The following is a 25383-nucleotide window of genomic DNA, read 5'->3' on the forward strand; positions in this document are numbered from 1 at the left end:
ATGCAAATATCCGATTATGGACCAGAAATGGCACTTTACAAACATTCATAACTTTTTAGGAAATGTCCTGGACAATTTTCCGGGCACACATTATTTGACAATCTCTTTTCACGAGTTTGAATTATTAAATAATAACACTAAAAAATAATCGGCATGATAACCCCGCAATGTCATTCGGCGGCTATCTCATGATTAAAAAAGGCTTATCTCTCGTCATGCTTATCTGTGCACTCTTTTCAGGCCAGCTTATGGCCGGGCACAAAGGACACGAATATTTATGGGTCAAGAATGTGGCGCATCAACTTCGTCATGAAGCCGACAGCGATGAGTTACGAAGCGCTGCGGAAGAGTCGGCGGAGGGTTTGCGCGAACACCACCAGTGGCAGAAATCGCGCAAACCGGATACCCACGTTCGGTAATTAACTGCCCTTGCGTTTAGGCAGAGTTTTCATCAGATCGTCCGGACTGACGGACGCCACAATACTGCCCGGCTGCGGCATTTTGAAGATGTGGTTTTTCATCTTGCCAATCACATGCATTTCGCAAGGACGGCAGTCGAACTTGAGAGTAAGAACTTCATCACCGTTTACAAGCTGCATGGGGGTTGCCTTCCAGCTCTTAATATTCCCTTTCGCCTGCTTAGGGCAAAGGTTAAACGCAAAGCGCAGGCAGTGCTTGGTGATCATCACCGGCACATCGCCCTTCTCTTCATGCGCTTCATAAGCCGCGTCGATCAGCTGCACGCCGTGGCGATGATAGAATTCACGCGCTTTATGGTTATAGACGTTGGCCAGGAAGGATAAATGTGTCTCCGGGTATACGGGTGCAGGTACGGCTTCCGCTTTACGGCTAGCGCGCGGATACTGCGCCAGGCGCGCGGCATCCAGCATCTCTGCCGTTTCACGACGGAACTGGTTAAGCAGGCTGTTCGGCACGAACAGGGCATCCGGCAGACTGACCTCAACGTTACGGGCGTAGTAAATCGTCTGGCCAAGCTTCGCCACCCCATCCTTCAGGCTGTTGAGCGCTTTTTCCGCGTTGTTTGCCACCTCGAACAGGCCATCGAGCGTATGCGTTACGCTGATGCCGTCTTCACAGGTCATGGTCAGAATCAGCTGCTCTTCCCAACCGCCCAGCTCAATGTCCACCGCGATACGACGTTCGCTGGAGGTTTTCAGCAGCGCCTGCTGCCAGTTATGATCGAGGTTACGGTTAAGCGCCGCGTTTGGCCGCGCCTTGTAGAGATCGGCCGGCATCTCATTCGGCCAGACGCGATAGCGGTTCTCGCCGGTTTTCTCGACCGTATTGGCGCGGAAGCCCACGACCTCACGCTTAATCATCACGTTAAGGCCATCGCCGTTCGCCAGCGGTTCCGTCACTTGGACATCAAGATGATCTTTCGCCACTTTCAGCACTTCACCCACCGGTAAACCGATAAACTTCGGTGAGTCAAACGCGCCGATATCCCCTTTACGGGCATTCACAAAATAGTCCGTGCTGCCGCGGTGGAACGTTTTGTCCGTCGACGGAATAAAGAAATGTTCGGTGCGCCCGGCCGACGCGCGTGCCAGGACGCCGCGTTCTTCGATAATGGCGTCCAGCATCTGGCGATAGTGCGCGGTGATATTCTTCACGTAGCTCATATCTTTGTAGCGCCCTTCAATCTTGAAGGAACGCACGCCAGCGTCGATCAGCGCGCCCAGGTTGGCCGTCTGATCGTTATCCTTCATGGAGAGCAGGTGTTTTTCGAACGCCACGACGCGGCCCTGATCGTCTTTCAGGGTATACGGCAGACGGCAGGCCTGAGAACAGTCGCCGCGGTTGGCGCTGCGGCCCGTCTGCGCGTGGGAAATATTGCACTGACCGGAATAGGCGACGCACAGCGCGCCGTGGATAAAGAATTCAATCGTCGCGTCTGTCGCCTGGTGAATATCACGGATCTGATTCAGGTTCAGCTCACGCGCCAGAACGATCTGCGAAAAGCCGACGTCAGAGAGAAACTTCGCCTTCTCAACCGTGCGGATATCACACTGGGTACTGGCATGCAGTTCAATGGGGGGAATATCCAGCTCCAGCACGCCCATATCCTGAACAATCAGGGCATCCACCCCGGCCTGGTAGAGATCGGTAATCAGACGTTGCGCAGGCTCCAGCTCATCATCATGAAGAATGGTGTTCAGGGTCACGAACACTTTCGCCCCGAAACGGTGGGCGAACGGCACCAGTTCAGCAATATCGCTCAGGCTGTTGCTGGCGTTATGGCGGGCACCGAAGCCAGGGCCACCAATGTAGACGGCATCTGCGCCATGAAGGATCGCTTCACGGGCAATGGCGGCGTCGCGGGCCGGGCTTAAAAGTTCAAGATGATGGGATTGCAGGCGCATACTTCGTCGTTATCCGTTATGGTCAAAATGGCGGCTATTGTAGTCAGAAGTATGCGTCAGCGAAACAGTTTTGCGAAGCGTCAGCGGGGATAATGAATCAGGGAGTGAAAATGCACCGTCCGGTCGCTGCTGTTGCGGTAGGCGTGGGGTTTATCACCGGCAAAACGGATGCCCGAATCGGCAGAAATCGTCTGCCATTTGCCGCCAAGCTTCATCTCCAGCTCGCCGCTTACTACGACGACATGTTCTATTACCCCGGCCTCATGCGGCGTGGATTCGCTCAGCGCGCCGGGTGCCAGCGTGATGGAGAAATAATCAAACCCGAGCGTCTCGTCCCACGGAAAGAGCGGTTTGACGACCATCGCCTGCTGCTGGGGGTCAAATACCGCCTGCCGGTCCGCCTCTGGGGTGATGAACGCGGAAAACGGCACGTTCAGCCCGGTGGCAATTTTCCACAGCGTCGACACCGTCGGGCTGGATTCATTGCGCTCGATTTGCCCGAGCATGGCTTTTGACACGCCGGTCTCGTCCGCGAGCTTCGACAAACTCCAGCCGCGCGCCTGGCGCAGCGTTTTCAGCGTTGTTGCAAGGTGTAGTGTGATATCCATGTTCCCTCCTGGTGACGATCAGCATACCACTTGTGCGCTATAGCGCACAGTGCTACCTTACTCCGGACGTTATAACGCACAATGGAGTTTTCATGCGCCCTTCCTCTCACTTTATTCCGGTCGCACTGGCTGGATTTGTCGCCGTTCTGGTTGGTTACGCCAGCTCGGCCGCCATCATCTGGCAGGCCGCCGCCGCGGCAGGCGCTAGCGCACAGCAGATTGCGGGCTGGATGACCGCGCTGGGAATTGGGATGGGGGTCAGCACGCTGGCGCTTTCATGGTGGTACAAAGCGCCCGTACTGACCGCCTGGTCGACGCCCGGCGCGGCGCTGCTCGCCACCAGCCTGCACGGCGTCACGCTGGCAGAAACCATCGGCGTGTTTATCTTTGCTAACGCGCTTATTTTGCTCTGCGGCATTACCGGGCTTTTCGCCCGTCTGATGAAGCTGATCCCTCATTCGCTTGCTGCCGCCATGCTGGCAGGGGTATTGCTGCAGTTTGGCCTGCATGCCTTTGCGCATCTTGAGGGGCACTTTCTGCTGTGCGGCAGCATGATTGCGGCTTGGCTAATCACAAAAGCGCTGTCGCCGCGCTATGCCATCGTGGTCACGCTGCTGGTGGGCGGGATTGTGGCATGGGCGGCAGGTGACGTTGTCACGGATAAACTCACCCTTTCTCTGGTAATGCCCGAATTTATTGCACCCGCCTTCACCTTCACCAGCCTGGTGAGTATTGGCTTGCCCTTCTTCCTCGTGACCATGGCTTCGCAAAACGCGCCGGGGTTCGCCACGATGAAAGCCTCCGGTTACCCGCTGGCGGTCTCACCGCTCATCATCGTTACGGGAGGACTGGCGCTGCTGTTTTCTCCGTTTGGCGTCTTTTCCATCTGCATTGCGGCTATAACCGCCGCCATTTGTCAAAGCCCGGATGCCCACCCGGATGCGGGTAAACGCTGGCTGGCGGCCATCGCTGCGGGAGGGTTTTATCTGCTGGCGGGAATTTTCGGTGGCTCCATTACCGGGCTGATGGCAGCTCTGCCGCTCAGCTGGATCCAAACGCTGGCCGGTCTGGCGCTGCTGGGCACCATCAGCGGGAGTTTATATCAGGCGCTGAGTCAAGAAGCAGAGCGCGACGCGGCCATCGTCACGTTTCTGATGACCGCAAGCGGCGTGACAATCCTGGGCATCGGTTCGGCATTCTGGGGGCTGGTGCTGGGCGGGATCTGCTACGCCCTGTTTTCACGCACTCGCCGCACGTAGCTGCGAAGGCGTCATGCCCGTCGCGCTGCGAAAGCGGTTGCTGAAGTGGCTGGCGGAGTTGAACCCGCAGGCAAGCGCGATGTCCGTCAGCGGCGTCGTAGTATGCTGAACGAGGGCCTTAGCTTTATCCATTCGCCTCTGCATCACGTACTGATGCGGCGCCAGCCCCGTTGACTGGCGGAACATGCGGGCAAAGTGGTATTCGCTGAGCGCGGCCTGCGCCGCCAGCTCGGCCAGCGTCAGGGGCTGGCCCAGGTTCTCTTCAATGAAGGCCAGCACGTTGCGCAGCACGAATGGCGATAGCCCTCCGGTGACGACCGGCAGCTTCCACTGCACGTTAGAGTAGTTTTGCAGCAGATGGGTCAGCAGCAGCGTAGAGGCCGTGCTCAGGGTGAGCTGGTTGGCGTGCTGCTGCCAGTCACAGCCGAGCAAAAACTGCCGATACAGCGCGGTGATCTTCGGATCGCTGCCAAAAATGCGCTCGTCCAGGGTCAGCGAAAGCGGGCGCTTGTCCCAGATTTTTTCCCCCACGTCGCGCAGGTGTTCATCGGTGCAGTAGAGATGCACAAACGACAGGTCATCGCGGATATCCCACGTCGATTCGCTCTCTTTGGGCATCAGGCAGAAACGGTCCGGCCCCCCGCCGTTCTTCCAGCCGCCCGGCGTTTTTTGATAGCTTTCGTAGCCGTCCGCCACGTACAGGCTGAGGGTATGATGGTTACTTTTTACCGTTATCGTATCGTGCTTGTTGTACCACGCTGCCAGCTGAATACCCGAATTCAGCGAGACGGTTTCCCGCAGGACTGCATTCTGTTGGCAAAGCGTTTCAAAGGTATCGTAAGCGTGAGACATAACCGTTAGCGCATAATTGATGGGAATATCAGTCTAAGAAGAGTTGCCCCCCGTTGCCAGTCCCGCCGGAAGAAAAAAGCGCAAGATTTTGCAAGTGACCCGCAACCCGGTGAAAGCCCGTCGCGAGTTTCAGCGCCATACTGCGGGCTTCCGCGGTTTGAGAAGAGAGAACTATGAACGCATTATTATATGGACTCGTGGTCATTATCTGGGGAACCACCTGGATTGCGATTTTTCTGCAGCAGGGCCCCGTCGCGGCGCCGGTGTCGATTTTCTGGCGCTTCGCCGTCGCCAGCCTCACGATGATGGCGGTGTTAATCGCCCTGCGCCGCCTGCGCAAGCTGGCGCTGCGGGATCACCTTTTTTGCCTGCTTCAGGGATGCTGCGTTTTCTGCTTTAACTTCTGGTGTTTTTACACCGCAGCCTCGCACATTAATACCGGGCTGGAGTCGGTGATCTTCTCTATGGCCGTGCTCTATAACGCCATCAACAGCTTTATTTTCTTCGGGCAGCGTCCGCCGTCGCGCTTCTGGACGGCGGCGGCGCTGGGCCTGATCGGGATCGTCACCCTCTTCTGGGACGATCTGCTGGCCAGCGGCTGGAGCGCATCGCTCCTGACCGGGATTGGCCTCTCCGCGCTCGGCACCTACGGCTTCTCGCTGGGCAATATGATCAGCATGCGCCATCAGCGCAGAGGCCTGGAAACCATGACCACCAACGCCTGGGCGATGCTCTACGGCACGCTGGTGATGGGCTGCATTGCGCTGTTCAGAGGCGATAGCTTCGCGCCAGAGTGGACCATCAGCTACATTGGCGCGCTGCTCTATCTGGCTGTATTTGGTTCGGTGATTGCCTTTGGCGCCTACTTCACGCTGGTGGGACGCATTGGCCCGGGCAAAGCGGCCTACAGTACGCTGCTCTTCCCGCTGGTGGCGCTGTCCATCTCTACGGTGTATGAAGGCTACGTCTGGCATATCAACGGTATCGTGGGGTTATTGCTGATTCTGGGGGGAAATATGGTGATGTTTACCAAACCAGAAACCTGGTTCAGACGCATACGAATGGCGTAAATAAAAAGGCCTGCATTACGCAGGCCGTTTTATTTTATTTCGCGGTCTTTTTCACATCAAACATGGTGGCGTCCGTCGCCATGTCATCAACAACCTGCTTCAGGGTTGCAAAGGTCATCGGCGTACTTTCGTTGTTCAGATCTTTACCTTCGCCTTTGCGCACCACCTTCATGACCGGTTTGTTGGTAGCCGCATCGATCAGTTCGCCTTCAAAGAAGAGATGCGTATCCATGGTGCGATGCCCGGTTGCCATCTGCGTACCTGCTACCACCAGCGCGACCGGCACCACTTCATAGAACTGCAGACCTTCTTTCTGCGAACTCACCCCGGTAATCGCGCCGCGGAAAATCAGGCTATGTTTACCCGGCGTGGTCACAATCGGCTTACGCGTGCCAATCGCCGTTTTCATTTTGGTATTGGTGTAGTTCAACAGCTCATCAAGCGTTTTTTGCCCAATTTGCGTGGTTGGTTTTGGCGTTGGATAATACGTAATCGGTGTCCAGAGAATACTGTCGTAATTAGCTTCGTTATAGGAAGGATCAACCCAACGCAGCGTTGGTTTACCCGTCGCAGACGTTGTCTGCTGCAATCCTGAATAGTCTTTTAAAAAGCCAGAATATTGTTCGGGAGCTGCGACTTTCGAAGAACAGCCCGCTAACGCCAACAGACCAGTAAGCACTGCAACTTTAAAAAAAGTTTGAGTACGCATGATAGTTTTCCATGTTATCTGCAAGTATGCATTTGAAGTTATAGCAAAAGACCGGCGGGTTTGTTGTGACAAAAAATGATGCGGAGAGCACAAATTGCGAAAAGACTGCCCGGAGGCGTGCCGGGCAGTGAAAAATTACTGATTTATATCCAGTTGCCAGAACAGATGTTTGCCAAACGGGTCAATTTCATAGCCCGTCACCTCCTTGCGCACCGGTTCGAAAATGGTTGAATGCGCAATCATTACCGCGGGCATCTGGTCATGCATCATCTGCTGCGCCTCTTTATATAGCGCCACGCGCTTATCGCGATCGGTCGTTGATTTTGCTTCCGCAATAATTTTATCAAAGGGCTTATAGCACCATTTCGCCGAATTTGACCCACCGTTTGCCGAGGTGCAGGTAAATAGCGGGCCGAAGAAGTTGTCCGGATCGCCCGTTGCCGTCGTCCAGCCCATCAGCGCGGCCTGATGCTCTCCGCCCTTCACGCGTTTCAAATACTCGCCCCATTCGTAGGTAACGATTTTGGTCTGCACGCCTATTTTCGCCCAGTCCGCCTGAATCATCTCCGCCATGCGTTTCGCATTCGGGTTATAGGGACGCTGCACCGGCATCGCCCATAAATCGATGCTAACGCCGCTGGCAAAACCGGCCTCTTTCAGCAGCGCTTTGGCTTTTTCAGGGTCGTAGTCGTAATCCTTAAGCTCGCTGTCTGCGCTCCATACGCCCGGCGGCAGCAGGTTCTTCGCAGCGGTGCCGGTACCGTGGAACACCGCATCAATAATGGCTGGTTTATTGATGGCCATCGCCAGCGCCTGACGGACCTTCACGTTATCCAGCGGCGGCTTTTGGGTATTGAAAGCCAGAAAACCGGTATTCAGCCCGGCTTTGCTCATCAGGTTGATGTCTTTGTTCGCCTTCATGCGCGGCAGATCCGCCGGGTTCGGGAACGGCATCACCTGACATTCGTTCTTCTCAATTTTGGCAAACCGCACGGAGGCATCCGGTGTGATGCTAAACACCAGCCGATCCAGCTTCGATTTCCCCTGCCAGTAGTCGGCAAACGCCGTAAACAGGATCCGCGAATCCTTCTGATACTGCGCCAGCTTAAACGGCCCGGTGCCTATAGGCTCCATATCCACCTTCTCCGGCGTGCCCGCTTTGAGCATCGCGTCGGCATATTCCGCGGACAGGATCGAGGCAAAATACCATGCCAGATCGGCGACAAACGGCGCTTCCGGGTGCGCCAGGGTAAAGCGCACGGTGTGCTCATCAACTTTATCAATGCTCGTTATCAGGCTGCCAAACTCCAGACTTTCAAAGTTGGAGTAGCTGCCGTTAGAGACGTTGTGGTAGGGATGGTTCACGTCTTTCTGCCGCATAAACGAGAAGATCACGTCGTCGGCGTTAAAGTCGCGGGTTGGCGTGAAGGATTTATTGCTCTGGAACTTAACGCCCTTACGCAGAAAGAAGGTGTAGACCTTGCCGTCGTCGCTCACCTCCCAGCGCTCCGCAAGGCTTGGCACCAGCTCCGTGGTGCCAGGCTTGAAATCGACCAGACGGTTATAGACCGGCACGGCGCTGGCGTCCACGCTGGTTCCCGAGGTGTATAGCTGAGGGTTAAAGTTTTCCGGCGATCCTTCAGAGCAATACACCAGCGTTTTCGCAGCAACGGTGGAACTGACCGTGAGTGCAGCGAACGCCAGCGCTATAGTTGTGAGTTTGCTTGTCATCATTTATTCCTGTCTTTTTAATTCGACGGCTAATTAATTCTTTTGCCATTTCATAAATAACATTAAAGTGATGTGGCAAACACCTGAAAAATAAATAAGGAATAAATCACTATGGGCTCGCCGCTTTCCAGACAATTAACGCATCGTTTTTTCCGCTATCTCGCTATCACCAGCCAGAGCGATCCCAAAGTCAAAACCCTTCCCTCAACGCCGGGCCAGCATGACATGGCGCGCGAGCTGGCGCAGGAGCTGGCACAGCTGGGGTTAGACGACATTGTGATTGATGAATTCGCCACGGTTACGGCGGTAAAAAAAGGCAACGTGCCCGGTGCGCCGCGCATCGGCTTTATTACCCATATTGATACCGTCGACGTGGGACTTTCACCGGATATTCATCCACAAATATTAACGTTTACCGGTGAAGATCTCTGTCTGAATAAAGAGAAAGACATCTGGCTGCGGGTTAACGAGCACCCTGAAATTCTGGCTTATCCGAATGAGGAGATTATTTTCAGCGACGGAACCAGCGTATTGGGCGCGGATAATAAATCGGCGATCACGGTGGTCATGACGGTGCTGGAAAACCTCACGGCGGAGCATCGGCATGGGGATATCGTCGTGGCGTTTGTGCCTGACGAAGAGATCGGCCTGAACGGTGCCAAGGCGCTGGATCTTAAGCGCTTCGACGTCGACTTTGCCTGGACCATCGACTGCTGCGAGCTGGGTGAAATTGTTTACGAGAATTTTAATGCGGCCGCCGCGGAGATCCGCTTTACCGGCGTAACGGCGCACCCGATGTCCGCCAAAGGCGTGCTGGTGAATCCCCTGCTGATGGCGACTGATTACATCAGCCATTTTGACCGCCAGCAAACGCCGGAGTGCACCGAGGGACGTGAAGGCTATATCTGGTTTAACGGCATTCAGGCCGGACAGAACGAGGCCGTTCTTAAGGCCAATATCCGCGACTTTGATAAGGAGAGCTTTGCCGCGCGCAAGCAGCAGATTGCCGACGTGGCCGCACTGATTGCCGCCCAATATCCGACGGCCAGAGTGGACTATCGCATTGAAGATACCTACAGCAATATCAGCAATGCGATTGGTGAAGACCGGCGCGCTATCGATCTGATGTTCGAGGCGATGGAATCGCTCGGCATCACGCCGAAACCGACGCCGATGCGCGGCGGCACCGACGGCGCGGCGCTCTCGGCAAAAGGGCTACTCACGCCGAACTTCTTCACCGGGGCGCATAACTTCCACTCGAAGTTTGAATTCCTGCCGCTGTCGTCGTTCGAAGCGTCTTACAACACGGCCCTGCAGATCTGCCTGCTGGCCGCCCGTTAAGCGGGCTTGCGCGCCAGCATCGTGGCAAAGCGCAGCTTGATGCGGTTACCGTTTTCATCGGTGCGGTGCAGTTCGCCAACGTCTTCGTTGTATTTGAGCAACTCCCAGCCTTCATAGTAGTTGCTCAGCTCACCGCTCTTGAACGCAAACGGGAAGCCGACGGTGCACGGGTAATCCACCGTGTCCATCGCGGCAACAATCAGGTTGTAGCCGCCAGGCCTGGTGCAGCGCTGCATATTAGCGATAAGACCCGGGATGGTTTTTGACTCCAGGAACATCAGCACCACGGTGGAAAGAATGAAATCGTACTCGCCGTCAAAACTCAGGTTGTTGAGATCTTTAATCGCCGTGTGGAGGTTATCGATCCCTTCTTCCGCCTTAATGCGCTCGATATTATCGATGCTCATCGGGTTCTTGTCCCACGCGGTGACATCGTGGCCGTTAGCTGCAAGATAGAGGCTGTTACGGCCGTTGCCGCAGCCCAGATCCAGCGTTTTACCGGGTTTCACAATCTCCGCGCTGTACAGCACTTCTGAATGGGTACGGGTTAAGCCGTATTTCTCTGTGAAGTAATTCTCATCGACAGTCATTGTTTTCCTGCGTTCTCATAAAGTGAAAGTGCATTCTGAATGCTATTTTAAGGCGTTTACCGTCTGGTTGCCAGCCGCTCGAAAATCGAAAAATTTGCTACGTTTAGTTAAGACGCTTATCAGAGAAATAAAGATGAACAAATATCGCCTCAGCGACGAGACCCGCCTCTGGCAATGGAAAAATGGCGAAACCAGCCACGCCACTACGCTGCGGCAGATTATCGCCACGGCGGACTTTAACGACGTGACTGTCGGGACGAGAGGCGGCTGGATTGACGATGAGCGCGCCCTCGCGCAGGACGGCCACTGCTGGATCTACGATGAAAACAGCGTGGTGTTCGCCGGAGCGACCGTGTCCGGCAACGCGCGTCTTACCCTGCCGTGCATCATTAGCCATAACGCGCATATCGGCGACAGCTGCTGGCTGGACGGCGCGGAGGTCAGCCACGGGGCGCGAATAAGTGACAGTGTCACGATTCAACAATCCTGCGTGCGGGGCGAGTGTCATATCTACGGCGAAGCGCGCGTGCTGCATCACAGCGTGGTGATTGCAGCCAAAGGGCTGACGCCGGACCATGAGCAGATCCTGCAAATCTACGATAAGGCAACGGTGAGCCAGTCGCGGATTGTGCATCAGGCGCAAATCTACGGCGAGGCGATGGTTAATTTTGCTTTTGTTGAACACCGGGCCGAAGTCTTCGACAACGCGATCCTGGAGGGAAACGAACTGAACAACGTCTGGGTGTGCGACTGCGCTAAAGTCTATGGTAACGCCCGCGTGATAGCCGGCTTTGATGAAGATGCCATCCCAACGGTGCGCTACAGTTCGCAGATTGCGGAGAATGCCGTGGTCGAGGGAAACTGCGTCATCAAGCATCACGTCCTGATTGGCGGTCAGGCCTGGCTGCGCGGCGGGCCGATCATGCTGGATGATAAAGTGGTGATTCAGGGGCGCGCGCGCATCAGCGGGGATGTGCTGATCGAACATCGGATTGAAATCACCGACGATGCGGTTATTGAAGCATTTGCCGGCGAGAGCATTCACCTGCGCGGCGAAAAAGTGATTAACGGCGACCAGCGCATCACCCGTACGCCGCTGCTGGGTGCGTTATAGGGTATAAATTCTCCCGTAGATATTCACGTCGTCAAAGCGGCCATTCAGGTATTCCGCTTCCCGCAAGCACCCTTCCAGCGTAAAGCCGTTGCGTACGGCAACGCTGTTGCTGTGCTGATTCGCCACCCGACACTTGATCACAAAACGACGGATCTCACCGCGCTCAGCGTAGTAGCGCATAAACGCCTGCAGCGACCGGGAGAGAATACCCTGCCCCTGGTGGGCTTCATCCAGCCAGTAGCCGATGTACCCGGCCTTGTTGGTCGGTTCAATGGTGTTGAACGACAGGACGCCAACCAGCGCATCATCCTTAAAGATCAAAAACATTTTGGCGTAGCCGCGCTGGTGCAGCATCTGGTTACTCTGCACGTTGCGGCGGGTATCCTCTTCGCTACCTACGTGCTGCGCCCAGTCAAAGGCGGTTTGCAGAAAGATTCTGTTTTTGACGACGAGGTTGTGCAGATCGGCGGTATAGCGCTCTTCGACGGCGCGAAGCTCGAGAGCGTCAGATACCGGGATAATTTCGGATTTTACTGCGGTCATTTCCCCTCACCCTAACCCTCTCCCGGAGGGAGAGGGAATCGATCGTTAACGCATTACCCTGTCGTCAACGTAGTTACGTTTATCCGGCGCCGGTGGGAAATACTGGTACAGCCAGGTTTCACTGATGGCGTCGCCCTGGCAGCGCAGGAACAGACGCATATCCACCGGCTCCGTCGAATCCGACGTCGGGTACCAGTCAAAGAGAATGCGATAGCCGTCAAACGGCTCAACGTAGAGGATCTCCACCTGCTTCGCTTCACCGCTGGAGAGCGTAATCACCGGCTCGATGCCTTTTGGCGCAGCGGCCTTCAGATCGCCGCCGACAAAATCTATCGCAAAGCGACGGGCCCACACTTTCGGGTAATTTTCGCCCGGCGCCCAGCCTTCCGGGAAGCCGCCCATGCCGGTGCGGGTGGCGAAGACGTTGGCCAGCGGGGAGCGCACCGGCGGCATCGCGCTCCAGTAGAGGCGATATTTGAAGTCCAGCTCGTCGCCCGCTTTGACGGCTTTTTCCGGCTGCCAGAAGCAAACCACGTTATCCAGCGTTTCACCTGTGGTCGGGATCTCCATCAGGCCAACCGCGCCTTTACCCCAGTCGTTACGCGGTTCCACCCACAGGCTTGGACGCTTGTTGTACCACCCCATCACGTCCTGATAGTGGGAGAAATCGCGATCGAGCTGCAGCAGACCGAACCCTTTCGGGTTTTTGTCCATATAGGCATTGAACTGCAGCTTCTGCGGGTTGTTCAGCGGACGACAGATCCACTCCCCGTTGCCGCGCCACATCGCCAGGCGGTCGGAGTCATGAATTTGCGGGTGAATGGTGTCACACATGCGGCGTTCGTTATTACCGCAGCTGAACATGCTGGTCATCGGCGCAATGCCGAGCTGCTTGATGTCCTTACGCGCGTAGAGGTGGTTTTCCACCTCCATGATCACCTGGCTCTTCTCGCAGTGGATCACGAATTTATAGGCACCCGTGATGCTCGGGCTGTCGAGCAGCGTATAAACGGTAAAGGTCGTGTCGCCTGGCTTGACGGTTTCAAACCAGAAGGAGGTAAAGTCCGGGAACTCTTCCGGCGTGTCGGTAAAGGTGTCTACCGCCAGACCGCGGGCGGAAAGGCCGTACTGGTAGGTGTCATCCACCGCGCGGAAGTAGCTCGCGCCCAGGAAGGAGACGATATCGCGACGCGCCAGCTCCGGCGCCTTAAACGCGCGGAAGCCCGCAAAGCCGAGATCGCTTTGCCCTTCCAGCTGTTTGGTATCCACGCCCGTTTCACCGTAGCTGAACAGCTCAGGACGGAAGTGGATCTCGCGCGCCATAGAGGTCGACTGGTCCAGCGAGAACATCCGCACGCGACGGCGGAACCCCATTCCCATATGGAAGAACTGCACGTCCAGCTGACGCCCTTCAATGTTGTTCCACAGAGACTGTTTTTCATCGTAGCGGATGGCGTTGTACGCCTGCGGCGTCATGGTGGCCAGCGTCTCCGGCAGCGGGCGCGGCGCGCCACCCCACGGGGTTTTTGCCAGGTCATGCGCCATGGATTGCAGTACGGAGAAGTCAAAACGACGGCTCTGGCCGTCAGCAATGTCAGAGTCGGCGGCGTATGCCGCTTTGGAAAACAGGGAGGCAAGGCCGGATGTGCCGCTCAGGGCTGCCACTGCCAGCGAGCCTTTTAGAAAACGTCTGCGATTCATGCCTGGAAAAACGTCCTTATGGTCGTGTGAATGTGTTCCGCGCTCGGCGAAATGACGGCAAGAAAGAACGCACAGCCTAAACAAAAATGGTTAAGAATCCAATTGTTGGCCGGTGATTATATGAACAAAGTGAGAAATATTTTCTGTCGACCAGAACGGCCCGAAAGTGGTGTAAAGAAAGCCTGGAAAATGTGTAGAAAAATGCCCCGGCGCGACATCGTCCACCGGGGCCAATGAGGCGGTTATTTTACGCTGACATCGATACCCGGGAAGTACTTATCAGCGAGTTTAGCGATCGTGCCGTCGGCACGTACTTTATCAATCGCGGTATCAAGCTGCTTTTTGGTGGCCTCGTCCCCTTTACGCAACCCAAAACCGATCCCACTGCCGAGGATAGTGTCGTCAGACACCGGCTTGCCGATGAAGCCAAACCCTTTCCCCTGCGGCTTGCTGAGGAAACCTGCCTGCCCGGCCGCGGACATGACCAGCGAGGCGTCGATACGGCCATTCAGCAGATCGCCCCAGGCCATATTCTGATCTTTATAAGACACCACGGTGACACCCTGCTTTTCCCAGTGCTCTTTGGCATAGGTTTCCTGAATGGAGCCCTGCAGCACGCCGATGGTTTTCCCCTTCAGCCCTTCAGGCGTCGCCTCTACCGCCGTACCGGCCTTGCCCACCAGCTGGGACGGAATACGGTAGATAGGCTGGGTAAAATCAATGCTCTTGCGGCGCTGCTCGGTGATATTCATCGCCGAGTTAATGGCGTCGAATTTCTTCGCCACCAGGCCCGGGATCAGCGCATCAAACGAGGTTTCCACCCAGCTGCACTTCAGCGCTGCCGCTTTGCAGATGGCATTCCCCAGCTCAACGTCAAACCCTTCCAGTTCGCCTGCCGCATTGCGGCTTTCAAACGGCGGATATTCGGCTTCCAGACCGTAACGCAGCTCGGACGCCGCGAAGGAGGAAAAGGTACACAGCAATCCCATGCCGACAACTAACGCGCGTAATTTCATCTCATACTCCTCAGAGCCTATCTCAGCGTGGTTTAACCCGACACAGGGCTTGAGCTCCTGCCCGTAACGTCGCCTCATCTTTCGCAAAAGAGAGACGAATCAATTTATTATCCGTACCGTCCGCATAAAACGCCGACAGCGGAATAGTGGCAACACCGTACTCGACGATCAGCCGCTTCACCAGATCGCTGTCGCGCTCGTCGCTGAACTGGCTGTAGTCCGCCAGCATGAAGAACGATCCGGCGCTGGGCAGCAGCGTGAACGGAGAATCGGCCAGCAGACTGTGCAGCAGATCGCGCTTGCGCTGGTAAAACGCCGACAGCGACAGCCAGGTTTGCGGGTCGACCATATGTTCAGCAAACGCGTGCTGCATTGGCGTATCGGCAGAGAACATTAAAAATTGATGGACTTTACAAATCTCGTCCATCAGCACCGCCGGTGCAACACAGTAACCCACGCGCCAGCCGGTGACGTGATAGGTTTTTCCGAAAGAAGAAATAATCACGCTACGCTCCGCCAGCTGCGGGTGCGTGGCCATCCCGTGGTGCGGCTCACCGTCAAACACCACGTGTTCATACACTTCGTCAGACAAAATAATGATGTCGGTATTGCGCGTCAGCGCCGCCAGCTGCTGCAGGTCGTTGGCCGAAAAGACCTGACCGCTCGGGTTGTGCGGCGTATTGATGATAATCATGCGCGTGCGCGGGGTGATAGCAGCACGGACCTCATCCCAGTTGACGGCAAAATCCGGCACGGTCAGCTTGATGGCAATTGGGGTTGCCCCCTGCAGACGGACAATCGGCGCGTAGCTGTCAAAAGAGGGCTCAAAGTAAATCACCTCATCACCCGGGTGCACCAGCCCGCTGATTGCCGAATAGAGACCTTCGCTGGCGCTGGCGGTCACCAGGACCTCGCCGGCCGGGTCATAGCGCGTGCCGTAAAGCGTGGCAATTTTATCGGCAATGCGCTCTTTAAGCGGCTGCAGGCCGGTCATCGCCGCATACTGGTTATGCCCCGACTCCATTGCGCGGGTGACGCCCGCAATCAGCTTCGGGTCGCAGGAAAAATTCGGTGCGCCCTGAGAAAGGTTAATCGCGTTATGCTGCGCCGAGAGCTGGCCGATAACGGTAAAAATGGTGGTGCCCACATCGGGCAGTTTGGAGCGCGTCTGCACTGGCGTTCGTAAAGTCATCCTCTTTCCCTTCTCATGGACATTGCATAACTATTCAAACAACATCTCTGTTGTCGGGACAATCGAATTGTTGTCATAATAGCCATGAGAAAAATGCATAGCTGAGGGTTTTCCATGTCGCGCCGTTCGCTCCCGCTCAATGCCATCGACGCATTTTTAGTCACCGCGCGTCACCTGAATCTGACCCATGCTGCCGCAGAACTTTGCCTGACGCAGGGAGCCGTGAGCCGCAAGATAGCCTCCCTCGAAGCGTGGTTTGGCTTTCCGCTTTTTGAACGCCACGCGCGCGGCCTGCGCCTCTCTTCGCAGGGCTGCGCCCTGCTTCCGGAGCTGCAGTCTGCTTTTGAACAATTGCTGACCGTGGCCGACCAGGCCCGCAGCCAGCAGACCGTGATCCGGCTCAAGGCACCCACCTGCGCCATGCGCTGGCTGGTGCCGCGCCTGCTGGAGGTGGAGCGTGAGCAGCCGGATCTGCAGATCGCCCTGACCACCACTACCGATCACAACGTCAATTTCAAAACCGAATCTTACGACGCGGCCATCGTGTTCGGGACGCACATGAGCGCAGGCGACCTGCTGTTCGAAGAGGCGCTCACCCCGGTGATAAGCCCGGTGCGGGCGGGTGCAACGCTGGGATCGCTGACGTTCCTGCACCCCACAAGAGATAAGACAGACTGGTCGCTGTGGCTGACGAAACAGGAAGGTCCGGGCTTTGCTATGCACAAAAATCAACACTTCGACACGATGGATCTCGCCATCACGGCCGCCATTCAGGGGCTGGGCGTTGCCATTGCCGACGAAACGCTGGTGGCCGAAGATGTCCGCGCGGGAAGACTGATGCGGCCTTATGAAACCAGCATAAAAACCGGCGCCAGCTACCGGCTGGTGCTGCGCGAAACGCCAGGCGAGGAAAACGGACTGGCGGCGTTTCGCGCATGTTTGCTTAATCGAGGCTGACGTGGTGCTTCATCACCCGTTTGAAGAGGCTCATGCGGGCGCGCATAAAGCGGTTTTCAAGCCGAAAACCTGCATTTTTATTCACGCCAATGCGTAACAAAACGTCCCGCCCTTTTCGGCATGCGGGCCAGTGCGTCGGCCCTGGCAGGATCTCGCGAGGACCAGCGTCACGCGCAAAGCTCACCCAGTAATCGGCCACGTGGGCAGCAAACTGCAGATCCCGTTCGTTGACGTACTGACGTGAAGGCTCCACCTGACCTAACGTATCAAAGACATAGGGAACCTCGTTGCCGTGCCAGGCACCGTTGATATAGGTGGCATGTTCCGCCTCCGCGACATAGTCAAACCAGTAGCGCCAGCACAATCCGCCGACCCGCTGCTGAGCCTGCATCACGACGTAGCCCATCGTGGTGAACGCCATGTCGCGGCACACCTGCCTGCCCAGCTCTTCATCGCCTTTGACGCCAGGATAGAGCAGCTTAATCAGCCCCAGTCCGAAGCGCCGCTCCCGGCGGAGCTTCTGGATTTGCCCGGCGAGATCGATGCCAAACACCGCCATTACGCTGGCCTCATCGCTGTTCGACCCAATCATCACCGGTACGGGATGCTGGCGGGCAGCGAAAAAGACGTCCAGCATCGCTTCGGGCAGAACGCAGTCCCCGACGATGGGCGCCGGTGCGACGTTCAGCGGCGCGGTTAACGGCCAGAACGCCTCGGGAGGAATGGCGCGCAGCTGCTCAGCAGTCGCCTTCTCCAGGCCAAAATGGGCGGCCAGCGCCTCCCCTTTTTGCAGCGCCTTCTCGCGCGGCGTGTCCGGCAAGGTGTACCCGCTTTGCACAATAGCCTTATGGAACAATCCTGCCGCCAGCGGCGAGGCCAGCAGAGAGAGCACGCTACGCGCACCGGCGGATTCGCCAAACAGGGTCACGTTAGCGGGATCGCCACCAAACGCAGCAATATTCTCCCGCACCCATTCGAGCGCGGCGATCTGATCCAGCAGTGCAAAATTATGCACCACGCGATCTTCCTCACCTTCCAGCGCGGGATGGGCGAAAAAGCCGAGATGGCCGAGACGGTAGTTGATCGTCACGACAACAACGCCGCGCGTAGCCAGCGCTTTGCCGTTATAGGGCGGTAAGCCCCCCGCGCCAATGGTAAAGCCACCACCGTGCAGCCATACCATAACCGGAAGCGCCCCGGCGCGCTCTTTGGGTGACCAGACGTTCAGATAAAGACAGTCTTCCGAGAACTGACCGGGATCGCCCCCGCCCAGCTCCTGACAATATTCGCTGCTTTGCCAGCTTGAGGCCGAAAAGGCGGTGGCCTCGCGAACGCCATCCCACGGCTCAGGGGGCCGCGGGGAGCGCCAGCGCCACTCGCCCACGGGCGGTGCAGCATAAGGAATACCGCACCAGACGTGGACATTTTCATCGGTTAAACCAGAGAGTGCGCCCTGGCGCGTTTCAACCACAGGGGCGGAAGGATTTTGCATAACGACCTTATTTTTTCCATCACACCCCAGCAGAGTAACGATTTCAGAGCAAACCGCAACGCTGTTTGCTGCGCGTTTCAGCCTCCTGGTAGAGGGTAAACTCGTCATACACCGGGCAGCCCAGCGCGTCTTCAAACGCATCGCGGCTGGCGTTACCGTGGCTGCGGGCCTGGGTTTCATTCCCGAGATTGGACTGGAAAATCCCCGCGGCGCTAACCGGGAGGAAATCTTCGTAAGTGATCGGCTGGGCAACCACCCATCCGCGCTCGATCAGCGGCTGCGGATCGTCTCCCGGCCGGAACGCATGGCGATGCGCTTCACCCGCAGGCGTCAGGCGATAGCGGAAATACGCCAGCTCCTGACGGCGCATCAACAGTTCGCTGTCCGGGAAGGCGCTAAAGATCTCCTGCAGATGCAGCTGGTGGGTCAGGTTATCTTTGCCGGTGCCTGCCTGGGCAAGCAGGCTATCGTACAGCTCCCGGCCTTTCGGGGTCAGCGCCACGCCGCGCTGTTCAATCTCACCGAAGCGCGCGGTGTGGGTGCCCTTATGTTCCCCGGCAAACAGCACCGGCTCTTCCAGCGCCTTGAAGCTGGTTTGACGCAGCAGGACGGGCACCTCGCGACGCGGCGGGCCTTCTATCAGAATTTTCGGCTCGATACCGTACTTCGGCATCAGCTCCTGCACCCGATCAATATCCAGCGTGCGCGGCGTGAGGTGGTTAATGTGGCAGCCGGGGAAGCAGACCACGTCGGCAATCAGCCGGTGCTCGTTGTGCAGCGCAAGATAGGTTTCCTGATCGACCGTCGCGTGACGGTGCCAGCGGAAGGTTTCCAGCGCTTCCTGCACAAACTCGTGCGCCTGCTCGTCAGTAAAGTGCCCTTCTGATTCATACAGATCGAGAAGCGCCAGACAGCGCGGGGTGAAGATGTTCCGGTGAGACAGGATTTCCGCCGCCCGTTCGCGCAGCGCGACGTTTTCAATCAGCTCAAGGCGCAGCAGCGAGGTAAAGATGCGGAACGGATTACGGCACAGCGCCGCATCATCGATCGGGCGAAACGCCGTTGAGTGAACCGGCACCCCCGCCTGGGAGAGATCGTAATAGCTGACCGGGTACATGCCCATAATGGCAAACATACGGCGCAGGGTTGAAAGTTCTTGCGCACTGCCAACGCGAATTGCTCCGTGACGCTCCACGTTCAGGCGCGCAAGCTCATCGGCGTTTGCCAGTTGTTCATGTAATAGTGGGTTATTTTCCAGCACCGCCAGGTTTACGTCCGCTACCAGTTCAAGCAAGGTGCCGTACTGCGGAACTTCCTGCTGGTACATCGCCGACATAGCCTGCGAAAAGTGTTCCCGAATGTCATCAGCCGTGATGGTGTTCGCCATGATGTCATGCCTCCAGTGAATATTACCTGGAGTGTAGAGAAACCCGTTCCTTCCGGGGGGAAAGATTTCTGATTTGTGATCTTAAGACGACAGTGGTCAAACCGTGTGCGACTGGCCTCTTAACAAGCCTCAACGAAACCGCCCTTTCGTGCCCGACGCTTTTTATCCAGGATTTTCCTTATAATTATTTAGGGTTTCGCTTTCTAGCTATAAAGGAGTATTTTTTTATTTTCCTCTGACGGCAAATCAACCAATTTTAACGCGTCATTATTTTTATCCTCAGCTTTCAAATTTTTAGCTCAAAGTTAGGAATAATCTGAACAGTTGTTTACAAGTCCTTCCTGTCTATCCATATTTCCAGCTCAAGCGAAGCGCAAATTTACAAATATTTAAAAATAACGCAACCGCAAATAGCCAAATGCATTTGACGGATGCCGCACAGCGACTAGAGTTATTACTCGAACGACGAGTGATACGGAAATATTTTCGTATCGTACTGACATAACCAATATATGACTATGAGGTTTAATATGGCAGAGCATCGTGGTGGTTCCGGTAATTTCGCTGAAGACCGTGAAAAAGCATCAGAAGCTGGACGTAAAGGTGGCCAGCATAGCGGTGGTAATTTTAAAAACGATCCGCAACGCGCATCTGAAGCGGGTAAGAAAGGGGGACAGAACAGTCACGGCGGAGGCCGTAAATCTGATAACTCCTGATCTTATTTAGTACTCTTTTAATAAAACCAGAGAGCATGCTGCGGGCTGAAAAGCTCGCAGTACCCATTCTTTATTTTACCGGAGCGTAATTATTATGAATATGAAAAGTGTTGAGGATGTATTTATTCATCTTCTCTCGGACACCTACAGTGCGGAAAAGCAGCTGACTCGCGCGCTTAGCAAGCTTGCCCGCGCCGCGTCCAGCGAGAAGCTGAGCGCAGCCTTTACCGCGCACCTTGAGGAGACGCAGGGTCAGATCGAACGTATCGACCAGATCGTCGAACAGGAAGAAGGAATTAAGATTAAACGCATGAAGTGCGTGGCGATGGAAGGCTTAATTGAAGAAGCCAACGAAGTTATCGAAAGTACGGAAAAAAATGAAGTGCGTGATGCTGCCTTAATTGCCGCTGCGCAAAAAGTCGAGCATTATGAAATAGCCAGCTACGGCACCCTTGCCACATTAGCAGAACAACTGGGCTATAAAAAAGCCGTTAAGCTTCTTGCCGAAACCCTGGAAGAAGAAAAAGAGACCGACCTGAAACTCACCGATCTGGCCGTAGGCAATATTAACCAAAAAGCGCAAAAATGACGCTATAACACAGGTTAAATAAAATGAGCATCAGTCCCAGGACAATTAAACGGTGCCATTTAGCGGCAGCAATAATATGGTTCATTCTCGCTATTCCTTCCGTAATATGGTGGAAGAACAGCGTGCTATGGGTCATTATCATCAGTATTTATGCCAATATTGTCGGCCATTTATCTGGCTACAGTGCCGCACGTGCCGATCAGGCTGCTGAAAGTGAGAACAAATAAGCGAACCCCTAATGAGGATACAATTATGAATCACGTAGAACACTACCATGACTGGCTACGCGATGCCCATGCAATGGAAAAGCAAGCCGAATCAATGCTGGAATCCATGGCCAGCCGTATCGATAATTATCCTGATGTTCGCGCCAGAATTGAGCAACATATTAATGAGACAAAACGGCAAATCACATTGCTGGAGGAAATCCTCGACCGTAATGATATTTCTCGTTCGGTCTTAAAAGACTCGATGAGCAAAATGGCGGCGCTGGGACAATCCATCGGCGGCATGTTCCCTTCCGACGAAATCGTGAAGGGCTCAATCAGCGGCTATGTTTTTGAACAGTTTGAAATCGCCTGCTATACCTCCCTGCTCGCGGCGGCGAAAAAAGCGGGCGATACCGCTTCAATACCCGCTATTGAGACGATCCTAGCCGAAGAGCGCGAAATGGCCGACTGGCTGATTCGTCATATCCCGCAAACGACGGAACAGTTCCTGCTGCGTTCAGACGCGTCGGGTGTCGAAGCGAAAAAATAACCCACAGGAGAGTGAGCATGTTTCGACACGTCAAACAGCTGCAATACACGGTTCGCGTCGCCGAACCTAATCCCGGCCTTGCCAACCTTTTACTGGAACAATTTGGCGGGCCGCAGGGTGAACTGGCCGCCGCCTGTAGGTACTTTACGCAAGGGTTGAGCGATGACGATCCGGGCCGTAAGGATATGCTGATGGATATCGCAACCGAGGAGTTAAGCCACCTCGAAATTATCGGCACCCTGGTCGGCATGCTGAATAAAGGTGCCAAGGGCGCGCTGGCGGAAGGGGTGGAAAATGAGGCCGAGCTGTATCGCTCCATGACCGAAAACGGGAATGACAGCCACATCACCTCCCTGCTCTACGGCGGCGGTACGCCGCTCACCAACTCAGCGGGCGTGCCCTGGACGGCGGCCTACGTCGACACCATTGGCGAGCCGACGGCGGATCTGCGTTCGAACGTGGCGGCCGAAGCCAGAGCCAAAATCATCTATGAACGGCTGATCAACGTGACCGACGATCCCGGCGTTAAGGACGCGCTGGCGTTTCTGATGACGCGTGAGGCGGCGCATCAGCTCTCCTTTGAAAAGGCGCTGCAGTCCATCCGTAATAATTTCCCGCCGGGAAAACTGCCGCCAATCGAGGAATTCACCAACAAGTACTACAATATGTCTGAAGGTGGAGAGGTTCGCGGAAGCTGGAACAGCGATAAACATTTCGATTACGTTGAGTCCCCCCAGCCTGCGGTTGACGGCGGCGATGGCAGTGCCAGCGTGACGCTCACAACCGAGCAGGCAACCCTGGTTAAGGCGATGTCTGCCCGCACGAAGTCCGATCCACATTCCGACCCGCTGACCGGTGCCGAGCTGGGTGCCGGTAAGACTAAACCGTAATCGGTTTGCCGGGCAGTCCTGAACTGCCCGGCAAGTCGCGTGCCCCATCGTCTCAGAGGTACGGACCATGTTCGAACTCGATGCATTTCATCTGGCCAGAATTCAGTTCGCTTTTACCGTCTCGTTCCATATCCTTTTTCCCGCGATCACCATCGGCCTCGCCAGCTATCTGGTGGTGCTGGAAGGCATGTGGCTGCGCACCAAAAACGACGTCTGGCGATCGCTATACCACTTCTGGCTAAAGATATTTGCCGTTAACTTCGGCATGGGCGTCGTTTCCGGGCTGGTTATGGCGTATCAGTTTGGCACCAACTGGAGCGGGTTCTCCCAGTTCGCGGGCAGCATTACCGGCCCGCTTCTGACCTATGAGGTGTTAACCGCCTTCTTCCTGGAGGCCGGATTCCTCGGCGTTATGATGTTCGGCTGGAACAAGGTCGGGCCGGGCCTGCACTTCTTTTCGACCTGCATGGTGGCGCTCGGCACGCTAATGTCGACCTTCTGGATCCTCGCCTCCAACAGCTGGATGCATACGCCGCAGGGTTTCACTATCGAAAATGGGCAGGTTATCCCGCAGGACTGGCTGGCCATCGTCTTTAACCCCTCCTTCCCGTACCGTCTTATCCATATGGCTATCGCCGCGTTTCTGAGCAGCGCGCTGTTTGTCGGCGCGTCGGGCGCCTGGCACCTGCTGCGCGGGAACGATACGCCAGCCGTTCGCACCATGTTTTCGATGGCAATGTGGATGGCGCTGCTGGTCGCGCCCATTCAGGCGGTGGTGGGCGATATGCACGGCCTGAACACGCTTGAGCATCAGCCGGCGAAAATTGCCGCCATTGAGGGTCACTGGGAAAATCCCCCCGGTGAGGCCACCCCGCTGCTGCTGTTTGGCCTGCCGGATATGGAGGAAGAGCGCACCAAATACGGCCTGGAAATCCCCGCACTCGGCAGCCTGATCCTGACGCACAGTCTGGATAAACAGGTCCCCGCGCTGAAAGACTTCCCGAAAGAGGATCGCCCAAACTCGACCATCGTTTTCTGGTCGTTCCGCGTGATGGTCGGGATGGGGCTGCTGATGATTACCCTTGGTCTTGTCAGCGTCTGGCTGCGCTATCGCCATCGACTGTATCATTCGCGCCCGTTCCACTGGTTTGCCCTCTGCATGGGGCCTGCGGGGCTGCTGGCGCTGCTCGCCGGCTGGGTGACCACCGAAGTGGGCCGTCAGCCATGGGTTGTCTATGGCTACCTGCGCACCATCGACGCGGTATCGCTGCACAGCACCCTGCAGATGAGCATTAGCCTGCTGGCGTTCTTCGTCGTCTACTCATCCGTATTTGGCGTGGGCTATGTTTATCTTATCCGGCTGATTAAGAAAGGTCCTCAGCCCGTCGATACGCTGACGTCAAACACCTCGGGCACGCCAGCCCGTCCGCTGTCTGCAGCGGAGTCTGTTCCGGAAGAGGAGAGAATCTGATGGGCGTCGATATCTCGGTGATTTGGTTTGCCATCATCGTGTTTGCCACGCTGATGTATATCATTATGGACGGCTTCGACCTGGGGATTGGCCTGCTGTTTAACTTCGTGGGCGATGCGAAAGAGCGCGATGTGATGGTCAACAGCGTGGCGCCCGTCTGGGACGGCAACGAGACCTGGCTTGTCCTCGGCGGCGCGGGGCTTTTCGGCGCGTTTCCGCTGGCCTATGCGGTCATTATTGATGCGCTGACGATCCCGCTCACCGCAATGCTGATCGGCCTCATCTTTCGCGGCGTCGCCTTTGAGTTCCGCTTCAAAGCCACCCCCTCACACCGCAAATTCTGGGACTACTCCTTCGCCGGCGGCTCCCTGCTCGCTACCTTCAGCCAGGGCGTGGTGGTGGGCGCCGTGATCAACGGCTTTGACGTGGAGGGCCGACGTTTTGTCGGCTCGGCGCTGGACTGGTTCACGCCCTTTAACCTCTTCTGCGGCATCGGTCTGGTCGTCGCCTACACGCTGCTGGGCACCACCTGGCTCATTATGAAAAGCGAAGGCGCGCTGCAACAACGCATGCGCGAACTGACCCGCCACGTGCTGCTGGCGCTGATGGTGGTTATCGCGGTGGTCAGCGTCTGGACCCCGCTCGGCTGGCAGTACGTCGCCGACCGCTGGTTTAGCCTGCCCAACTTCTTCTGGTTCCTGCCGGTTCCGCTGCTGGTCGGCATTTTCAGCGTGCTGATTTGGCGCCTGACCCGCAATCCGGACAGCCACGCGCGCCCTTTCCTGCTGACGCTGGGGCTGATCTTCCTCGGGTTCAGCGGGCTGGGTATCAGCCTCTGGCCGAACATTATCCCGCCGCGCATCACCCTGTGGGAGGCCGCAGCTCCGCCTGCCAGCCAGCTGTTTATGCTGGTTGGGACGTTACTGATTATTCCGGTGATCCTGGTATACACCGCCTGGAGCTACTACGTTTTCCGGGGCAAGGTTTCGGATACTGAAGGCTATCACTGAGG

25 protein-coding genes are annotated in these 25383 nt (G+C 56.2%); 13 read left to right on the forward strand and 12 right to left on the reverse strand.

Features of this window, described 5'->3' with window-relative positions; translation table 11 throughout:
• The first annotated feature begins 188 nt into the window (after window positions 1-188).
• Window positions 189-419, forward strand: a complete 231-nt coding sequence (locus tag USH94_RS05620; protein WP_111964737.1) for a DUF2554 family protein — start codon at window positions 189-191, stop codon at window positions 417-419.
• Here USH94_RS05620 and USH94_RS05625 read toward each other — a convergent pair whose 3' ends face one another.
• Window positions 420-2384 carry a peptidase U32 family protein gene (locus USH94_RS05625; RefSeq protein WP_111964621.1) on the reverse strand — a complete coding sequence of 655 codons (1965 nt, stop codon included), beginning with the start codon at window positions 2382-2384 and terminating at the stop codon, window positions 420-422.
• Window positions 2385-2464: 80 nt separating this feature from the next.
• Window positions 2465-2992, reverse strand: a complete 528-nt coding sequence (locus USH94_RS05630) for a helix-turn-helix domain-containing protein (RefSeq protein WP_111964622.1) — start codon at window positions 2990-2992, stop codon at window positions 2465-2467.
• Window positions 2993-3084: 92 nt separating this feature from the next.
• Here USH94_RS05630 and USH94_RS05635 point away from each other — a divergent pair, with 92 nt between their 5' ends.
• Window positions 3085-4251 (forward strand): benzoate/H(+) symporter BenE family transporter, encoded by a 1167-nt coding sequence (locus USH94_RS05635; protein WP_111964623.1) that lies wholly within the window; start codon window positions 3085-3087, stop codon window positions 4249-4251.
• On the opposite strand, the gene USH94_RS05640 is transcribed toward USH94_RS05635, so the two are convergent.
• A complete protein-coding gene (locus USH94_RS05640) occupies window positions 4231-5103 on the reverse strand; it encodes a helix-turn-helix transcriptional regulator (protein ID WP_111964624.1) in 873 nt (290 codons plus the stop codon). The two genes, USH94_RS05635 and USH94_RS05640, sit on opposite strands and share 21 nt — an antisense overlap.
• Before the next feature lie 173 nt (window positions 5104-5276).
• Between USH94_RS05640 and USH94_RS05645 the strand changes: the two genes are divergently transcribed.
• On the forward strand, window positions 5277-6173 hold the full coding sequence (locus USH94_RS05645) for a DMT family transporter (protein WP_111964625.1): 897 nt from the start codon (window positions 5277-5279) through the stop codon (window positions 6171-6173).
• Between the two features lie 34 nt (window positions 6174-6207).
• On the opposite strand, the gene USH94_RS05650 is transcribed toward USH94_RS05645, so the two are convergent.
• Window positions 6208-6882, reverse strand: coding sequence for a DUF3313 domain-containing protein (locus USH94_RS05650; RefSeq protein WP_111964626.1), 675 nt, complete (start codon window positions 6880-6882; stop codon window positions 6208-6210).
• A gap of 135 nt (window positions 6883-7017) precedes the next feature.
• Complete coding sequence (locus USH94_RS05655; protein WP_111964627.1) at window positions 7018-8613, reverse strand: ABC transporter substrate-binding protein; 1596 nt, start codon at window positions 8611-8613, stop codon at window positions 7018-7020.
• 111 nt (window positions 8614-8724) lie between these two features.
• Here USH94_RS05655 and pepT point away from each other — a divergent pair, with 111 nt between their 5' ends.
• Window positions 8725-9954, forward strand: a complete 1230-nt coding sequence (gene pepT / locus USH94_RS05660) for a peptidase T (protein ID WP_111964628.1) — start codon at window positions 8725-8727, stop codon at window positions 9952-9954.
• Here the strand turns inward: pepT and tehB are convergent.
• Window positions 9951-10544: a tellurite resistance methyltransferase TehB gene (gene tehB, locus USH94_RS05665; RefSeq protein WP_111964629.1), complete on the reverse strand. Its 594-nt coding sequence runs from the start codon at window positions 10542-10544 to the stop codon at window positions 9951-9953. The two genes, pepT and tehB, sit on opposite strands and share 4 nt — an antisense overlap.
• A gap of 133 nt (window positions 10545-10677) precedes the next feature.
• Between tehB and ydcK the strand changes: the two genes are divergently transcribed.
• Window positions 10678-11658 carry a YdcK family protein gene (ydcK, locus tag USH94_RS05670; RefSeq protein WP_111964630.1) on the forward strand — a complete coding sequence of 327 codons (981 nt, stop codon included), beginning with the start codon at window positions 10678-10680 and terminating at the stop codon, window positions 11656-11658.
• Here the strand turns inward: ydcK and rimL are convergent.
• The 4 genes from rimL to USH94_RS05690 all read right to left on the reverse strand — a co-directional run bounded on the left by rimL (window position 11653) and on the right by USH94_RS05690 (window position 16110).
• A complete protein-coding gene (gene rimL / locus USH94_RS05675; protein ID WP_111964631.1) occupies window positions 11653-12201 on the reverse strand; it encodes a 50S ribosomal protein L7/L12-serine acetyltransferase in 549 nt (182 codons plus the stop codon). The genes ydcK and rimL overlap by 6 nt on opposite strands.
• Window positions 12202-12246: 45 nt before the next feature.
• Window positions 12247-13902 (reverse strand): glucan biosynthesis protein D, encoded by a 1656-nt coding sequence (locus USH94_RS05680; protein ID WP_111964632.1) that lies wholly within the window; start codon window positions 13900-13902, stop codon window positions 12247-12249.
• Between the two features lie 242 nt (window positions 13903-14144).
• Entirely contained in the window at window positions 14145-14918 is a 774-nt protein-coding gene (locus USH94_RS05685; protein ID WP_111964633.1) for a transporter substrate-binding domain-containing protein, read from the reverse strand.
• Window positions 14919-14940: 22 nt separating this feature from the next.
• Window positions 14941-16110 carry a pyridoxal phosphate-dependent aminotransferase gene (locus USH94_RS05690; RefSeq protein ID WP_111964634.1) on the reverse strand — a complete coding sequence of 390 codons (1170 nt, stop codon included), beginning with the start codon at window positions 16108-16110 and terminating at the stop codon, window positions 14941-14943.
• A 114-nt stretch (window positions 16111-16224) separates the two neighbouring features.
• Between USH94_RS05690 and USH94_RS05695 the strand changes: the two genes are divergently transcribed.
• Window positions 16225-17067, forward strand: a complete 843-nt coding sequence (locus USH94_RS05695; protein ID WP_111964635.1) for a LysR family transcriptional regulator — start codon at window positions 16225-16227, stop codon at window positions 17065-17067.
• Here the strand turns inward: USH94_RS05695 and USH94_RS05700 are convergent.
• Window positions 17054-18559, reverse strand: coding sequence for a carboxylesterase/lipase family protein (locus USH94_RS05700; RefSeq protein ID WP_111964636.1), 1506 nt, complete (start codon window positions 18557-18559; stop codon window positions 17054-17056). The genes USH94_RS05695 and USH94_RS05700 overlap by 14 nt on opposite strands.
• A gap of 43 nt (window positions 18560-18602) precedes the next feature.
• A complete protein-coding gene (locus USH94_RS05705; protein ID WP_111964637.1) occupies window positions 18603-19946 on the reverse strand; it encodes a VOC family protein in 1344 nt (447 codons plus the stop codon).
• A gap of 530 nt (window positions 19947-20476) precedes the next feature.
• Here USH94_RS05705 and USH94_RS05710 point away from each other — a divergent pair.
• The 7 genes from USH94_RS05710 to cydB all read left to right on the forward strand — a co-directional run bounded on the left by USH94_RS05710 (window position 20477) and on the right by cydB (window position 25381).
• Window positions 20477-20662, forward strand: a complete 186-nt coding sequence (locus USH94_RS05710) for a general stress protein (RefSeq protein ID WP_004150795.1) — start codon at window positions 20477-20479, stop codon at window positions 20660-20662.
• Window positions 20663-20756: 94 nt separating this feature from the next.
• Window positions 20757-21251, forward strand: a complete 495-nt coding sequence (locus tag USH94_RS05715) for a ferritin-like domain-containing protein (RefSeq protein ID WP_111964638.1) — start codon at window positions 20757-20759, stop codon at window positions 21249-21251.
• A 23-nt stretch (window positions 21252-21274) separates the two neighbouring features.
• Window positions 21275-21478 (forward strand): hypothetical protein, encoded by a 204-nt coding sequence (locus USH94_RS05720; RefSeq protein ID WP_111964639.1) that lies wholly within the window; start codon window positions 21275-21277, stop codon window positions 21476-21478.
• A gap of 25 nt (window positions 21479-21503) precedes the next feature.
• Window positions 21504-22010 (forward strand): ferritin-like domain-containing protein, encoded by a 507-nt coding sequence (locus tag USH94_RS05725; protein WP_014883791.1) that lies wholly within the window; start codon window positions 21504-21506, stop codon window positions 22008-22010.
• A gap of 17 nt (window positions 22011-22027) precedes the next feature.
• Window positions 22028-22900 carry a manganese catalase family protein gene (locus tag USH94_RS05730; protein WP_008502274.1) on the forward strand — a complete coding sequence of 291 codons (873 nt, stop codon included), beginning with the start codon at window positions 22028-22030 and terminating at the stop codon, window positions 22898-22900.
• 67 nt (window positions 22901-22967) lie between these two features.
• On the forward strand, window positions 22968-24371 hold the full coding sequence (locus tag USH94_RS05735) for a cytochrome ubiquinol oxidase subunit I (RefSeq protein ID WP_111964640.1): 1404 nt from the start codon (window positions 22968-22970) through the stop codon (window positions 24369-24371).
• Window positions 24371-25381 carry a cytochrome d ubiquinol oxidase subunit II gene (gene cydB, locus USH94_RS05740; protein ID WP_111964641.1) on the forward strand — a complete coding sequence of 337 codons (1011 nt, stop codon included), beginning with the start codon at window positions 24371-24373 and terminating at the stop codon, window positions 25379-25381. The genes USH94_RS05735 and cydB overlap by 1 nt, the downstream gene beginning before the upstream one ends.
• Window positions 25382-25383 lie beyond the last annotated feature (2 nt).

Source organism: Enterobacter sp. 148H3, from assembly GCF_034107425.1.
GTDB classification, from domain to species: domain Bacteria; phylum Pseudomonadota; class Gammaproteobacteria; order Enterobacterales; family Enterobacteriaceae; genus Enterobacter; species Enterobacter vonholyi.

Excerpts from the sequence above, each read along its gene's own strand:
- USH94_RS05685 (WP_111964633.1), bottom strand. The coding sequence starts at position 14,918 with ATGAAATTACGCGCGTTAGTTGTCGGCATGGGATTGCTGTGTACCTTT.
- USH94_RS05650 (WP_111964626.1), bottom strand. The coding sequence starts at position 6,882 with ATGCGTACTCAAACTTTTTTTAAAGTTGCAGTGCTTACTGGTCTGTTG.
- USH94_RS05720 (WP_111964639.1), top strand. The coding sequence starts at position 21,275 with ATGAGCATCAGTCCCAGGACAATTAAACGGTGCCATTTAGCGGCAGCA.
- USH94_RS05690 (WP_111964634.1), bottom strand. The coding sequence starts at position 16,110 with ATGACTTTACGAACGCCAGTGCAGACGCGCTCCAAACTGCCCGATGTG.
- USH94_RS05655 (WP_111964627.1), bottom strand. The coding sequence starts at position 8,613 with ATGACAAGCAAACTCACAACTATAGCGCTGGCGTTCGCTGCACTCACG.
- pepT (WP_111964628.1), top strand. The coding sequence starts at position 8,725 with ATGGGCTCGCCGCTTTCCAGACAATTAACGCATCGTTTTTTCCGCTAT.
- USH94_RS05635 (WP_111964623.1), top strand. The coding sequence starts at position 3,085 with ATGCGCCCTTCCTCTCACTTTATTCCGGTCGCACTGGCTGGATTTGTC.
- USH94_RS05680 (WP_111964632.1), bottom strand. The coding sequence starts at position 13,902 with ATGAATCGCAGACGTTTTCTAAAAGGCTCGCTGGCAGTGGCAGCCCTG.
- USH94_RS05730 (WP_008502274.1), top strand. The coding sequence starts at position 22,028 with ATGTTTCGACACGTCAAACAGCTGCAATACACGGTTCGCGTCGCCGAA.
- ydcK (WP_111964630.1), top strand. The coding sequence starts at position 10,678 with ATGAACAAATATCGCCTCAGCGACGAGACCCGCCTCTGGCAATGGAAA.
- USH94_RS05725 (WP_014883791.1), top strand. The coding sequence starts at position 21,504 with ATGAATCACGTAGAACACTACCATGACTGGCTACGCGATGCCCATGCA.
- rimL (WP_111964631.1), bottom strand. The coding sequence starts at position 12,201 with ATGACCGCAGTAAAATCCGAAATTATCCCGGTATCTGACGCTCTCGAG.
- USH94_RS05695 (WP_111964635.1), top strand. The coding sequence starts at position 16,225 with ATGTCGCGCCGTTCGCTCCCGCTCAATGCCATCGACGCATTTTTAGTC.
- USH94_RS05625 (WP_111964621.1), bottom strand. The coding sequence starts at position 2,384 with ATGCGCCTGCAATCCCATCATCTTGAACTTTTAAGCCCGGCCCGCGAC.
- USH94_RS05710 (WP_004150795.1), top strand. The coding sequence starts at position 20,477 with ATGGCAGAGCATCGTGGTGGTTCCGGTAATTTCGCTGAAGACCGTGAA.
- USH94_RS05640 (WP_111964624.1), bottom strand. The coding sequence starts at position 5,103 with ATGTCTCACGCTTACGATACCTTTGAAACGCTTTGCCAACAGAATGCA.
- USH94_RS05620 (WP_111964737.1), top strand. The coding sequence starts at position 189 with ATGATTAAAAAAGGCTTATCTCTCGTCATGCTTATCTGTGCACTCTTT.
- USH94_RS05700 (WP_111964636.1), bottom strand. The coding sequence starts at position 18,559 with ATGCAAAATCCTTCCGCCCCTGTGGTTGAAACGCGCCAGGGCGCACTC.
- tehB (WP_111964629.1), bottom strand. The coding sequence starts at position 10,544 with ATGACTGTCGATGAGAATTACTTCACAGAGAAATACGGCTTAACCCGT.
- USH94_RS05645 (WP_111964625.1), top strand. The coding sequence starts at position 5,277 with ATGAACGCATTATTATATGGACTCGTGGTCATTATCTGGGGAACCACC.
- USH94_RS05715 (WP_111964638.1), top strand. The coding sequence starts at position 20,757 with ATGAATATGAAAAGTGTTGAGGATGTATTTATTCATCTTCTCTCGGAC.
- USH94_RS05705 (WP_111964637.1), bottom strand. The coding sequence starts at position 19,946 with ATGGCGAACACCATCACGGCTGATGACATTCGGGAACACTTTTCGCAG.
- USH94_RS05735 (WP_111964640.1), top strand. The coding sequence starts at position 22,968 with ATGTTCGAACTCGATGCATTTCATCTGGCCAGAATTCAGTTCGCTTTT.
- USH94_RS05630 (WP_111964622.1), bottom strand. The coding sequence starts at position 2,992 with ATGGATATCACACTACACCTTGCAACAACGCTGAAAACGCTGCGCCAG.
- cydB (WP_111964641.1), top strand. The coding sequence starts at position 24,371 with ATGGGCGTCGATATCTCGGTGATTTGGTTTGCCATCATCGTGTTTGCC.